The 14,014-nt window shown below is 31.2% G+C and carries 11 protein-coding genes and 1 tRNA gene; 9 read left to right on the plus strand and 3 right to left on the minus strand.

Annotated elements, in window-relative coordinates:
• The first annotated feature begins 40 nt into the window (after positions 1-40).
• Positions 41-2,011, plus strand: coding sequence for an HD domain-containing phosphohydrolase (locus CLOPA_RS06115; protein WP_015614597.1), 1,971 nt, complete (start codon positions 41-43; stop codon positions 2,009-2,011).
• A 207-nt stretch (positions 2,012-2,218) separates the two neighbouring features.
• On the opposite strand, the gene CLOPA_RS06120 is transcribed toward CLOPA_RS06115, so the two are convergent.
• Complete coding sequence (locus CLOPA_RS06120) at positions 2,219-3,262, minus strand: M42 family metallopeptidase (RefSeq protein WP_155241981.1); 1,044 nt, start codon at positions 3,260-3,262, stop codon at positions 2,219-2,221.
• A 205-nt stretch (positions 3,263-3,467) separates the two neighbouring features.
• Between CLOPA_RS06120 and CLOPA_RS06125 the strand changes: the two genes are divergently transcribed.
• The 4 genes from CLOPA_RS06125 (at position 3,468) to CLOPA_RS06140 (ending at position 7,525) form a co-directional block, all read left to right on the plus strand.
• Complete coding sequence (locus CLOPA_RS06125) at positions 3,468-4,832, plus strand: VanW family protein (protein WP_015614599.1); 1,365 nt, start codon at positions 3,468-3,470, stop codon at positions 4,830-4,832.
• Positions 4,833-4,963: 131 nt separating this feature from the next.
• A tRNA-Leu gene (locus CLOPA_RS06130) sits at positions 4,964-5,046 on the plus strand.
• Between the two features lie 464 nt (positions 5,047-5,510).
• The gene (locus tag CLOPA_RS06135; protein ID WP_015614600.1) at positions 5,511-6,695 is read left to right on the plus strand and encodes a macrolide family glycosyltransferase; all 1,185 of its coding nucleotides are present in this window, start codon (positions 5,511-5,513) and stop codon (positions 6,693-6,695) included.
• Between the two features lie 95 nt (positions 6,696-6,790).
• Positions 6,791-7,525: a YiiX/YebB-like N1pC/P60 family cysteine hydrolase gene (locus CLOPA_RS06140; protein WP_015614601.1), complete on the plus strand. Its 735-nt coding sequence runs from the start codon at positions 6,791-6,793 to the stop codon at positions 7,523-7,525.
• A gap of 371 nt (positions 7,526-7,896) precedes the next feature.
• Here the strand turns inward: CLOPA_RS06140 and CLOPA_RS24855 are convergent, their stop codons facing one another.
• The gene (locus tag CLOPA_RS24855) at positions 7,897-8,043 is read right to left on the minus strand and encodes a hypothetical protein (protein WP_155241874.1); all 147 of its coding nucleotides are present in this window, start codon (positions 8,041-8,043) and stop codon (positions 7,897-7,899) included.
• Positions 8,044-8,260: 217 nt separating this feature from the next.
• On the opposite strand from CLOPA_RS24855, the gene CLOPA_RS06145 reads away from it, so the two are divergent.
• Genes CLOPA_RS06145 through CLOPA_RS06155 form a run of 3 tightly spaced genes read left to right on the plus strand, consistent with a single transcriptional unit; the run spans position 8,261 to position 12,269 of the window.
• Entirely contained in the window at positions 8,261-9,334 is a 1,074-nt protein-coding gene (locus tag CLOPA_RS06145; protein WP_015614602.1) for an ABC transporter substrate-binding protein, read from the plus strand.
• Positions 9,288-11,132, plus strand: a complete 1,845-nt coding sequence (locus CLOPA_RS06150; protein WP_015614603.1) for an ABC transporter permease — start codon at positions 9,288-9,290, stop codon at positions 11,130-11,132. Before CLOPA_RS06145 ends, CLOPA_RS06150 begins: the two co-directional genes overlap by 47 nt.
• Before the next feature lie 54 nt (positions 11,133-11,186).
• Entirely contained in the window at positions 11,187-12,269 is a 1,083-nt protein-coding gene (locus tag CLOPA_RS06155) for an ABC transporter ATP-binding protein (RefSeq protein ID WP_015614604.1), read from the plus strand.
• A gap of 296 nt (positions 12,270-12,565) precedes the next feature.
• Here CLOPA_RS06155 and CLOPA_RS06160 read toward each other — a convergent pair whose 3' ends face one another.
• Positions 12,566-13,294 carry a BclA C-terminal domain-containing protein gene (locus CLOPA_RS06160; RefSeq protein WP_015614605.1) on the minus strand — a complete coding sequence of 243 codons (729 nt, stop codon included), beginning with the start codon at positions 13,292-13,294 and terminating at the stop codon, positions 12,566-12,568.
• A gap of 130 nt (positions 13,295-13,424) precedes the next feature.
• Between CLOPA_RS06160 and CLOPA_RS06165 the strand changes: the two genes are divergently transcribed.
• Positions 13,425-13,898 carry a hypothetical protein gene (locus tag CLOPA_RS06165; RefSeq protein ID WP_015614606.1) on the plus strand — a complete coding sequence of 158 codons (474 nt, stop codon included), beginning with the start codon at positions 13,425-13,427 and terminating at the stop codon, positions 13,896-13,898.
• Positions 13,899-14,014 lie beyond the last annotated feature (116 nt).

Here is a 14,014-nt window from a genome sequence, read left to right on the forward strand (position 1 = left end):
TAATTTAACCTAGTATTATTTCATAGAGAGGGTAAAAAATATGTACACACAGAAAAATAAATCTATTCTAAGGCTTTACAGAGAGCAGCTTGCAATAATTGTTATATTACTTACTTCAGCAATAATCGTTTTTTTCTCTTTACTAATGGTGAATATACATAGAAATCATCAAGGTACCATTCTTTCTAATTCACTTTCAGAGCAAATAACATTGACGCAGATTATGGCAAAGGATTCCAATAGAGTTTTTGAAATAGAATCTTTACTGCAAGTATACAACGGTAATGGCGAATCGAAGGAATCATTACAAAATAAGGTAAATGAAACTTTAGAAGATTTAAAACAGGCAGAGAATAGTTATATTAAACAGTATAACCTTATAAAACAGGGATACATAGTTCAAGATAATGCTATAGTAAGTTTTAAGGGAATGCATAATGATAATTTAAATAATATCTTTATTAGGCATGATAAAATTTGGCCGCAATATTATGAAAGTATAAATATAGTTTTTAATAACAAAAGTAATCTTACGGAATTATTGAAAGCTACAAGATATATAAACGAAAATAATCAGATGCTTTTAGATTATAATGAAAAAATGGCAAATTTAATTAAAGAATATGACAATAATAAAACACAGGTTTACATAAATATTCTAACTGCCGTTGGAATATTAATATTAATAATATTAGCTGTATTTATGACAAATACATATATAAATCTATTCCTACCTATGAATCAATTTTACAGGGGAATGACTAATATAGGAATTAATGATCTTAATGTAGCCATACCTAAATTTAAGAGAGAGGAATTAAAACCTGTATTTTATGAGGTGCAGACTGTATTTGATAAGTTGAAAAGCTTAATTAATATAATTGAAGATTTGAGCAAAAATTTACCTTTTAAAGATATATTGGATAAAATTTTTAATTCTTTTCAAGAATATGTTCCCTATACATATATAGGAGTAGCACTTATTGAAGATGATGGTCAGTTTATAAAAGCTTCTTACGCTTCAGCAGGAAAAGAACATGAAAATCTATCTAAAAGAATGTTAGGTATAAAGGCAAAAATTATTAGTACAAGCCTTCACAAAATATTAAAAGACAAAAAAGCAAGGCTTATAAATGATTTAGAGGAATATGTGAAGGGAAAAAATATACGTGAATACAATAAAATATTATTGGAAGAAGGTATAAAGTCCTCAATAACTTTTCCGCTAATAAATAATGATAAGCCTATAGGAATAATATTTTTTTCCAGTAACCAAAAAAACATATACAAAAAAGAACATATAGAATTTCTTAAAATAGTTGCTAATAGTATTATGTTAAGTCTTGAAGAAGATATTTTAATTGAAGATATGGTTGTAAGCTCGACTTTAGCTCTGGCAGTACTAACAGAAGAAAGAGATCCAGAAACAGGAGAACATTTGGATAGAATGAAAATTTATTCGAGAATGTTAGCTGAATATTTATCTAAGGAGGACAAATATAAGGATACAATTGATATGACTTATATAAATTCCATAGAAAGATTTAGTCCCCTTCATGATATAGGAAAGGTAGCTATAAGGGATGACATATTGCTAAAGCCTGGTAAATTAACTGAAGAAGAATTTAAAATAATGAAAACTCATACTACTTATGGTGGAAAAGTATTAAGACTGGCAGATGAAAATCTGATGAAAAAAGGTAGAAGTGTATTTAAAATGGCCATCGAAATAGCAGAGGGACATCATGAATGGTGGAATGGTACAGGCTATCCTTATGGGAGAAACGGTGAAGAAATTCCACTTAGCGCAAGAATAGTTTCTATAGCAGATGTATTTGATGCATTAACAAGTAAAAGACCATATAAAAAGGCATTTTCTTTTGAGGATTCCATAGAAATTATAGCTCAAGATACAGGTAAGCATTTTGATCCATATATTACAGAAGTATTCTTTAAAAATATCGATAAATTTAGGGTTAGATATAAAAGATTTAATAGACATCATCAATAAGTTTTTTGTATAAGTATTATTATTTATTTTTAATATATATAGCTACTGTTCAGAATGAAATTAATAGAAAGACTACTATAGCATTTAGTTAAGGGTGTGTTACAGTAGTCTTTTATATTTGAGTTTGGAAAAGTATGTTCATCTAACTAAGTATTGAGATGATTTTTGTTTTGAAAATCTTGTAAGGAGAATTAAGATTTATCAAAGTTAAGTTGGTTCTCCGCACTCTGTACAATAATTAATTATTAAATCCAATGTAGATAATATACCATCAATATGTGTTCTCTCATAACCGTGAGATGCATAAACACCAGTGCCTATGAGAGCAGTTTTTATGTCCCAGCCAGCTCTTAAGGCTGCAGAAGCATCGGAACCATAGTTAGGATAAATATCTGTTTTGTAGGATATATTTTTGCTTTTGCATATATTGGTAAGCTTTTTTCTAAGTTCTAAATCATAGGGACCAGAAGAATCTTTTGCGCAAATACAAACACTGTATTCAGAAGAATTCTGGCCGGTACCCGGTGCACCCATATCCACTGCAATAAACTCTTTTGTATCTTCAGGAATACGGGAACCGCCATGGCCCACCTCCTCATAATTGGTAAACAAAAAATTAACAGTATGAGGAAGTTTTATATTGTTTTCCGTAATATATTTTATGGCATAAAGTAATATAGCAGTACTTGCTTTATCATCTAAATGCCTACTTTTTATAAATCCGCTATCGGTAAATTTTATTCTAGGATCAAAGGTAATGAAGTCACCTATGTCTATACCTAAGTTTTCTACATCTTCATTTGTATTAACCTTTTCATCCAGCACTATTTCCATATTGGAGGGATCTCTCTTTAAATCTTTTGCATCACTATGGATATGGACTGATGGTTTTATAGTTTGTATAGTACCACTAAAACTTTTACCTTCCAGAGTTTCAACTGTACAATTTTCACCTTCAATTGAATTCATCATAAAGCCACCTATAGGAGATAGAGAGAGAGTTCCTTTAGCTTTAATTTCTTTGACCATGGCACCCAAAGTGTCCACATGACAGGAAAAGGTTTTTATATAGTCTTTCTTTTTACCATCTATTTTTGCCACAACTGAGCCCTTATTTGTGGTATAATAAAACACATTTAATAAATGTAATTCTTCCTTTATATAGTCCATTATATTACAAGTAAAACCACTTGGACTGGGGATAGCAAGAATATTATTAAGATAATATTTGATTTTGTCAGCATTATACATCATATCACTTCCTTTCACATAATTTTATCATAATATATAATTTTTTTGAACTTAAATATGTCTACTTTAGTTTTAATAAAAGTTAATGATCTTATTCTATATGTAAGAAAAATTTAATATTTTGTAAATAAGGTACAATGTATAAATAGCTACTATTTTATAGTATAATAAATAGCATATAGTGTGAAAGACGAGGAGATTGTTTATGAAGAAAAAAAATATAATTATTATAGGCATTGCCTGTGCTATTATAGTAATTATGGGTATTTCAATACCAGCATATAATGTTTATTCAAAGGTTAAAAGCTTCGACAATATTATTTATCCAGGAGTAAAGATTCAGGATGTAGATGTTTCTGGTAAAAGTGTAGATGAAGCTAAAAAAATGGTTTCTGATAAATACCAGGCTGTAGTTGGAGACAAGAAGGTAAATGTACAAGCACAGGGAAAGAATTATAGCATTTCTTATTCTAAATTAGACGCCAGGTATAATATAGATAAGGTTACAGCAGAAGCTTTCAATTATGGGAGAAATCTTAGTATTTATGATAAGTATAAGCTTATAAAAAAGCCTCAGCAAAAGGATATTAAACTTTCTTTTACTTATGATAAAAAGCCCTTAGATGAATTTGTAAATAATATAAAGAAAGATGTCAATAAGGATGCTGTTAATGCTACTATTACTAAATCTGGTTCGGGATTTCAAATTACACCAGATACAGATGGATATAAATTAAATGATGCTGAACTCAAAAATAAAATAACAGCAGCCATAGATGCTATAGGTGGAACCATTACTTCAGATACAAATGTACAAGCTACTGTAGAAACTGTAAAAGCAGCTAGGTCTAAGGAAAAGCTTCAAAAGATTAATACATTAGTATCTACATTTAATACAAGCTATGGGCCTATATCAAGTCCGGGAAGAGCAATTAATATTCAGCTTGCCACAAAAGCTATAAATGGCCTGGTTCTCATGCCAGGAGAATCCTTTAGCTTTAATGGAGTGGTAGGTGAAAGAACGGCAGCAAAAGGGTATCAAGCTGCACCAGTAGATATTGGATACTCTACTGGAATGGGACTTGGTGGAGGAATATGTCAGGTTTCTACTACACTTTATAATGCAGTATTACAAGCTGGGATAAAAGCAACTGACAGATTACATCATACTATACCTTCTGCCTATGTACCTTTAGGATTTGACGCTACCGTAGATTATGGCAATTTAGACTATCAATTTAAAAACACTTTAGATTTCCCAATATACATTGAAGGAAATTCAGATAATGGAATAGAAACCTTCAATATATATTCAGACAATAGCTTGACTAGTAAAACTTATAAGGTGGTAAATAATGTTTATGAAACTATTCAGCCAAAGGTATCTTATATTGATGACCCTACTTTGCCAGCAGGAACTACAAGAATTGACCAAAATCCTTCAGAAGGCCATAGAGTAAAAGTATTTTTACAGACATACCAAAATGGACAGATGATTTCACAGGATATGATAGCTAACGATACATATAATGCTGTTGATCAGGTGATAAGAAGGGGAACAAAGAAGTAGATTTTCTAATATTGACTGAAAGCACTTTAAAATGCAAATATTACATCAAGAACACCATTTTAGAACAATTAGAAATGAGTGATAGTGCAGTTTACAAAAATATAAATTGTGATATAATATAAAAGTAAGTTGCGGATATGGCGGAATTGGCAGACGCGCTAGTTTCAGGTATTAGTGGGAAACCATGCAGGTTCGAGTCCTGTTATCCGCACCAAATTAGAATTTATAAGGCTTCCAGTGAGTTTACTGGAAGCCTTGAGTTTTTTATTTTTGGGTGTTTGCTAACATTTTGCTAACATGAGTTTTTTTATTGAAATAAATGAAATTTAGAGTCTTCAAGACTATTTTTATACCGTAGTTACAATCTCTACAATATTTACTTCGTTTAATTTGAAGATGGCGAACTAAAAATACCATGTATTAGCTTAATTAGGGTAGATACCGAGATACGTGTAAAAACCGGTAACTTGATGGAAATTTTCAACATCATTACCGGTTTTGTTATCTATTAATTTGATTCATATTCCTTAATCCAATTAATGGTATCTACTTTTCAGTATATGACACGGATGCTCCCACTACTACCCCTAATAATAATTTATTGAATTAAATTTGCTCATTTATAGAATAATATGGTATAATATGGTGTGGTTTTTGTATAAATAAGGGGGATCTTAAATGAAAAAAATATTATTTATAAATATGTGCGGTCATGGACACGTTAACCCTACTATAGGTCTCATTAATGAATTAATGAATAGAGGAGAACAGGTTACTTATATTGCCGGTGAAGAGTTTAGAGATAAAATAGAAAAGACAGGAGCTAAATTTAAAGGCTATAATAATTCAATTGATATAACAAATTTACAAAATAGTGAGTCGTTGTTAAAATTCATTGATATCTTTAAAAAAATAATGGAAATTTTATTTAATTCAAAGGAAAAATTTGATTACATTATTTATGATTCAGTATTTATCCTAGGTAATGAAGTAGGAAGAGTATTAAAAATACCTGCAATTTGTTCTATTACTACTTTTGCAGCAAATGAAAGAACAAATTGTTTATCATCACTATTAAATAAAATTGAACCTAAGATACAGGAAATTCTAAATAGTTCGGAATATATAAACTTTGTTGAATATTTACAAGAAAAGTATAGTATAAAGTGTCCTAGTGCTTCTGATGCAATTTTTGGAAAAGGCATAATTAGTATTGTATATACTTCTAAGTATTTTCAACTTTGTGGTGGAAGTTTTGATGAAAGCTATAAATTCATTGGCCCATCAATATCAGATAGAAAGGAAGATACAAACTTTCCTTTGGAAACTAATGATAAGAAGAAAGTTATTTATATATCTTTAGGTACTGTATTTAACAATTCTATTGAGTTTTATGAAAATTGCTTTAAAGCTTTTGATGATATGGATGCAAAGATTATTATGTCTGTAGGTAAAAACATAGATATTAATATATTTAAATCTATTCCATCAAATTTTATTATTCGTAATTATGTACCTCAGCTTGAAATTTTAAAACATGCAGATGTGTTCATTACCCATGGCGGCATGAACAGTACAAATGAGGGTTTGTATTATGATGTTCCATTGATTCTTATTCCTCAATTTATTGATCAGCCTGCTGTAGCTAATAGAGTAGCTGAATTAGGTGCAGGTATTGTTATTGAAAAAGATAAGGTTACTCCAGAGGTATTGAAGCAGTCAGTAATTATGATTCTTTCAGATAACAATTTTAAAATAAACAGTAAAAAGATTGGGAAATCGCTCAGAGAAGCAGGGGGGTATAAAAAGGGGGTTGATGAAATACTTAATTTAATAAATAAAAAATCAAGTCTATTTACATAATTTAATAGGACAAGTGTATGAAAAATTCAACTTATATATAAACATTAATTTTAATATGTAAATTAAATATATTTATTTTATAGGAGGATTTTATTATGAAAAAAAGATTAATTTTATCTTTACTTAGTGCAGTGTTAATATCTGCTAATATCAACTATTCAAGTGTAGATGCGCTCACTTTACCAATCAGATCTGTTAACTCTGGTTATACTATAACCAAACCAGATGCCCAAATTACTATTGATGATGTAAAAAAGAGTTTAAACATATCTGATGGAATTGAAAAAGAAATAGTAGATACTTTACAATTTCAAATAAAAATAGATGAAAATTGGGATAATTTAAAAGTAGACAAGGATATGGACTTGTATAATTCTACAGGAAAATCTATTGGAAAACCTGGCGACATATTAATAGCAGTATTTGATGATGACAATACTGATATTAATGCAATTACGATGGGCTCAATTACTACCCATGCTGCTATGGTAGATTCCGATCCAACAAAAGTTCTTGAAGTATTCCCAGACGGTGTTCAAAACCGTGAAAATGATTGGAGAACTAGATATAAAAAAATTCTTATTCTACGTCCAAAGACTAATGAAGAAACTATTAAAGGTGCCATTGAATATGGACATACCAAAATAAATACACCTTTTAATTATGATTTATTCAATAAAACTACAACTGATAAATTCTATTGTTCACAATTTGTATGGAGATGTTACTTTAACAATGGCCTAGATTTAGACAGAAATGGTGGACTAGCTGTTTTCCCATATGATTTTATAAGTCATAAAACTACAATTGTATATAAACAGGGAGAGTAGTGACTTAGAAATCAATAAAAAAAGATACTATAATGAGTTTTGTGTAAATTCGCAAAAACTCATTGTAGTTTTTTTTGGTTGAGGGAGCATCTGCGCAATTAACTACACTATAAAAATACGTAGTAATCATAGTACTCGGGGTAATAACAGCATTGCTGCTATTACTGCAGACTATCTGTCAATATATGGATAAATATAAAAAATCGTTGTTAGGCTTTATTTTAACAACGATTTTTTACTTTTATAACGTATATGGGGTAATACCAGCAGCCGTGTTACCAGGGGCAAAGTAGAAATAAAAAAGGCAGTTTATCCCTTTTTAGTTAATGAACAATATTTGAAGATTGTTCATTAACTAATTTGGCAGTTGTTTATTCATTACGCTTTGATTTACGGGAATAATTCGTAAGGTCTATAGCACTTCCAATACCAATAATCATACCCCATACAATATGATTAAAGACAACACCAAAAACTATTCCTAATGCACAACCATATAACATTCCACTATTTTTCATTGTATTGTGTTTTTAATGCTTCTTATCCATTAATGTGTTAAATTTTGTGCCATGTTTCTTAACAAACATTAATGAGGAATTAACAAGTAATATCTTGTAACATGTGTTACATATTGATACATTTAATGTAAGCTATGAGCAGATTTGTTAAATTAGAGATAAATTTAAACTTTTGGCTAATAGCAATACTTTAATAATTTTTAATAGGAGTGATTTTATGAAATCCAAAAGATTAAAGTCTATAATTGTCATGGGGACACTTTCGTTTCTTATACTTACTATGTCAGCGTGTGGTAAGCAAAACACAGCATCTGCCTCAAATTCCAACTCTGCTTCAAGTCCCAGTAAGAAACAGCTTGTATTGTATTCAGCTCAGGGTTACGATAAAGCTGTTGCTGAAGCATTCCAGAAAAAAACTGGTATAAATGTGAAGCTGGTAGATGATTCTACAGGTATGATAACAGCAAAAATGGAGGCTGAACGTTCAAATCCTCATTGGGATGTTGCCTGGTTTGATGGTAATGCTACTATGCAAGCAATTGATAATGAGCAAATGCTTCTTCATGATTGGACTCCATCGGATATGCAGAATTTTACCGATTTAGGTAAATCACTTATACCATCAAATAAGTCTTATTTCCCGGTTACAGTTACAGCTGCAGCTGCAATTGGTGTTAATACAAAATTAATGAAACCAGCAGATTATCCTAAAGATTGGAAGGATTTAACCGATTCTAAGTTCAAGAATGGAATAGCTATGAATGATCCTAGTACATCAGGACCTACATATCCTTATGTTAGCGGAATGCTTCAAAGCATGGGAGATACACAAGGTAAGAATTTCTATCAGAATCTTAAGACTAATGGACTTAAAGTATTCCCTACAAATGACAATACATTAAAGGCTTTGGTATCTGGTCAGGTTAAAGTTATAACTATACAGAATTCAGCACTTATTAATGCTAAGAAAAGTGGGGATCCAGTGGATATAATATATCCTTCTTCTGGGGTATTTACACTTCCAGGTGTCATTTCAATAAACAAGAATGCTCCTGATATGGACGCAGCCAAACAATTTGTTGAATACTGCCTTTCTCCTGAGGGACAATCTGTAATGCTTGATCCTAAAAATGGTGGCGGTGATTCATATTTTAACCCAGTCATAAAGGGTGTACAAGCTAATAAAGAAGCCCTGACAACTGATGTTAAGTGGATAACGACAGATCCAATAGCTGCTGCTAAAAATGAAAAAGATATTAAGAAGTGGTTCCATGATAATATCCTCCAATAAAAAATTGTTTGTAAGATTTGGTGAGAAGTTCGGAGAGGTATTTGGTATTATTGCAATGACGGTAATTGTCGTATATCCGTTAGCAGCTTTATTGCTGCAATCAATATTTCCTCATATTTTTGACAAGATATCGAGCATCACTCCGTCTCTTGCAAATTTACTGAGTGTATTCACTGATAAGTCAAACTTTTTAGCTCTATCTAATTCAATAATTATTGGGCTTTTGGCAGCAGTGATTGCTGTAATATTGGGGACTTTTTCGTCTATAGCAATACATCATATGCCAGATGCTGCTGCAAATATATTTAACTCACTTATTTGGATAGCATTTTTTATGCCTTCATATGTCATTGCAGAAGGATGGATGCTGCTTATGCAAGATGGAGGAATACTTAGTCAAATATTCGGTTTACCTTTTGGCTGGTCTGCATGGTTTTTTACCAGGTATGGGCTTGCATTAATAATGGGGCTGCGTTTTTTTACGTATGTATATTTTAGTATGCACCAGGCTCTAAAAAATATTGGAACGGAATTGCTAAATGCAGGAAAAATAGGTGGTGCCACTAGAAGTCAATTATTTTTTAAGGTTACACTTCCACTTTTGACACCAGCATTACTTGCGGGAGCTTCAATTGCATTTGCAGAAGGTTTTGGGGATTTTGGTATTGCTGCTGCAATAACACCAAATTCCCATATTCCACTTTTAACGTACCAAATATATTCATCATTAAACCAAGATCCAGTTAATTATTCTGTGGCAGCTAGTTTATCAGTAATTGAAGTTCTTGTTACATCTGCTGCAATTGGTTTACAGTTTATGATAATGAGGAAGAAATCATATGTTACCACTCCATCGTTTAAGAAGACAGATAACAGTTCAGAAAAATATGGTAATAAATGCAGGTATTATTCAATATTTTTTGTAGGTATGGTAATAATAATAATTTTATCATTTGTTCTTCCGCTTATGTCTAATATATGTGCATCTTTATGGAAGGTATGGAGTAATGGCATCAATAGCTCAAATTGGACTTTTGCACATTATAGAGATGCCATTCAAATTAATGGCGATGGGTATGCTTCACTATTACGCTCAATTACTTATTCAGCTATAGTTGCTATTGTAGCTGTCCCTTTTGCAGTTATCTTAGCATATCAGTTGATATTTAAGCATTCACTTACAAGTAAATTTTTAAATATTCTAAACATGTCAACACTTGCAATACCTGGAGTTGTACTGGCAGCAGGATTTGTGTTTGCTTGGAATGCAGTATGGCTTATACCATTAAATCTAGTACTTTATGGAACTCCCATATGTCTTGCAATGGCTTATCTTGCAGGTGCGTTGCCATATTCTATCAGATTACAAACTGGAGCGTTGAGCACGCTTCCACCAAATTTATTGAAATCAGCTAAAGCTTTTGGAGCTAACAATATGCAAATAATTTTTAAGATAATAGTGCCATTAGTAAGTACAACTACAATATCTACATTTTTTATGTCTTTTGCAGGTATAATGTTCGAATTACCGGCAGCTTCGCTGCTATATCCGCCAGGACAACCACCATTTTCTGTAGTGGTTCAGTCTAGATTTAATAGTTCGGATTGGTCTAATGGTTCAGCCCTTACGATAATCGGTATATTAATTGTGTTTTTAGTATTTCTACTTACTAGAAGTGTAATTTGGTTTATGGGACATACAAAACTACATCTTTCAGCAGAAAAAATAATTGATACAACAAATGTGACTTCTGAAAGTAATCCAGTACAAACTGTGGAAGATATTAAGGAATTTTAATGTTAGGTTGATTCTGAGGCTGGTGTAGATGATCTAAAATATTTTATAAGTAAGGTGATTTTTATTTTTATTGAGATTGATAATATTTCAAAATCATATGGTTCAAGACTTATCTTGGATCATATTTCCATGAAAGTTGAAAAAGGTCAATTTGTTACATTACTTGGCTCTTCAGGATGTGGTAAAACTACACTACTCAATACAATTGCAGGTTTGACTAATATTGATAGTGGATCAATTAGAGTAAATGGATCAGTTTGGTCATCAAATAATTTCACCATGTCACCTGAGTATCGTAATATCGGCATGGTATTCCAAGATTTTGCTTTATGGCCTCATATGTCAATATTTGAGAATATAGCATTTGTGTTAAAACTTAAAAAAGGAAAAAAGATGAGTAGATCAGAGATAAAATCAAGGGTCAGTGAAGTGCTTGAAGTTGTCCAAATGAATGGATTCCAGCACTATTATCCTCATCAGCTTTCAGGGGGTCAAAAACAGAGAATTGCAGTTGCACGTGCACTTGCTCCCAATCCTTTTTTCTTACTTATGGATGAGCCATTATCAAGTCTTGATGCAAAAATGAGAGAAAAAATGCGATGGGAATTACTACAGATTGTTAAAAATGCGGGTATAACTACTATATATGTTACTCATGATCAGATCGAAGCCTTAAGTATGTCTGACAATGTAATTTTATTGAATAATGGTCATATAGAGCAGGAGGATGATCCAGTGGCTCTATATCAAAAACCACAATCTGCATTTACTGCATCTTTTTTGGGTGCTTCTAATTTTCTTGAAGGTAATTTTATAAGCTATTCAGGTAGCGATATGCTAATTGAATGCTCGGGATTTAACATTTTGGCTTCACCAATACGAGATGTTAAAAATAAGATTAGTGTCATGATACGCCCAACAGATATACTTGTTGATACTGATTATGATGGAGTGGCTACAAAGTTAAAAGGCAGGATTTGCCAAAGGGCATTTCAGGGAACTTCCTGGCAGTATAAAGTAGAAATACATGGTACAAATAATATATTTCTTGATGTATGTAGTAAAATGGAAAGGTATGATAATTCAGAGATTATGTTGTGCCTACCAGCTTCGATTTGTCATGCAGTTAAAGCATAGCTTGGAGTTGAAAAACACCTCTTACACTCAATATAAGATATCAGTGTAGAGCGGTGTTTTTGTTTAGTTTTTATAATAAATGTATTATTGCAAATATTAATTTTATCTTATAATTTTAACAAGAATTCATATAAAATAGTGATTATATTAACTGCAATTTTCAGTTTTCTACCCTTGGTTTTGTCGTCTATATTTAGTATTGTTAAAGTAAAAGTAGCTAGAGATGAAAATGTCATTAAATATAAAGTTAAAATTTATAAGGCTTCCAGTAAACTCACTGGAAGCCTTTCATATCTTCAATTTAGCTGCTCGATAATTATATTTGCATTTTTCCAGGCACACAGAGATAAATCCAAACCAGAAACAACTATTTTAATTGTAGTATTATTTTTTTGTATGTTGAAAATTCCGTTACCAATTAGAGGAGTTCCTGGAGTTATTAAAGTAGTTGGACTATCAAGGGGAATATTATTTATAACTATATCAGCTCTTCCAAGAGGAGAGGATTTAGTTGTATATAGTATAAATGTAATTTTAAAAATACCTGGTGTATTTATTTCAAAGGTAGTATCATTTAGCTGACTTATATTAGAACCATACTTTCCAACTAAATGATTAAAAGGTACTGAATCATGAATGTGTATAGTAATTTCTTCCTTACCTGAATTATTAGAAGCAAATATGGATGAGTTTAAGCTGGAATTAATTAAGCTGGAAATTTTATTTTCAGTAATAGTATTTTTAGTTGAGTCTTTATCATTGGCAAAATTAATTTTATTTTCTGCAGTATTTAAGAATTTTATATTATTATCTATATCATTAAAATTATGTGTAATTTCTTCAACAGAATTATTATGTTTTCTAGAAAAAGTATTAGTACTTTTTTCAGAAATGGTATCAAAATATATATAGCTTTTTTTTGTTTTTTCAGTATTTAATACTATATTAGATCCAGTTTTATGAAGGTTGTTAGCCTTTGGTCTTGGGGCTCTTCTTAAATATCTAATTGCTCTGCGAATTCTCATAGAATATTGCCTCCCATATTAAAGTTTAAATTTTTATTATAGTATAATTTATGTAATTTTTTTAAACTATGTTACCTTTTTTATTTGTGTGCATATATTATAGTGCAATCAAAAAAATAGGAGTGTAATTATGTACTATACCTATAATAGATATCAGGAACCAGAAGAACCGGAAGATCCTCAAAATGGAGATAGAGAGGAATTTGACGGCTTAGAGGATGATGATTCTTTTCAGTATTTTGAAGAACCAGCTTACTATTCCTATAGAAATACTCAACCAGATCCTTGGGAATATTCTCAGTATGATACGAGACAATTTAATCCCGGGGCACCTCCAGGACCGCCACCATCCTCTGTGCCAACACAGCCACAGCAATTTCAAACTGGTGGACCTGGTGGGCCGCAGACTTTTGCTGTAGATCCAGGTGCAATAAGGCCATGTCTCCATAGATTTGTATACATCTGGCCTAGAAGGGGAAATGGATTTTGGGCATGGCTTACTTTTGTTGGAAGGAGATCTGTTTCAGGATTTAGATGGAATGGCTTTCGATGGATATACTTTGGAATGGACTTAAGAGATATAAGAAGTTTTCAATGCTTATAATAATATATAGAGAATTTTAGAATTAATTTCTAGCATAGAATTGAGAGCAAAAATTTTAATGATTGATAAACAGAGTTCTTAGTATCGGTATTTTTGATACTTAGAAATCGTTATCC

Source organism: Clostridium pasteurianum BC1 (assembly GCF_000389635.1).
Classification (GTDB): domain Bacteria; phylum Bacillota; class Clostridia; order Clostridiales; family Clostridiaceae; genus Clostridium_I; species Clostridium_I pasteurianum_A.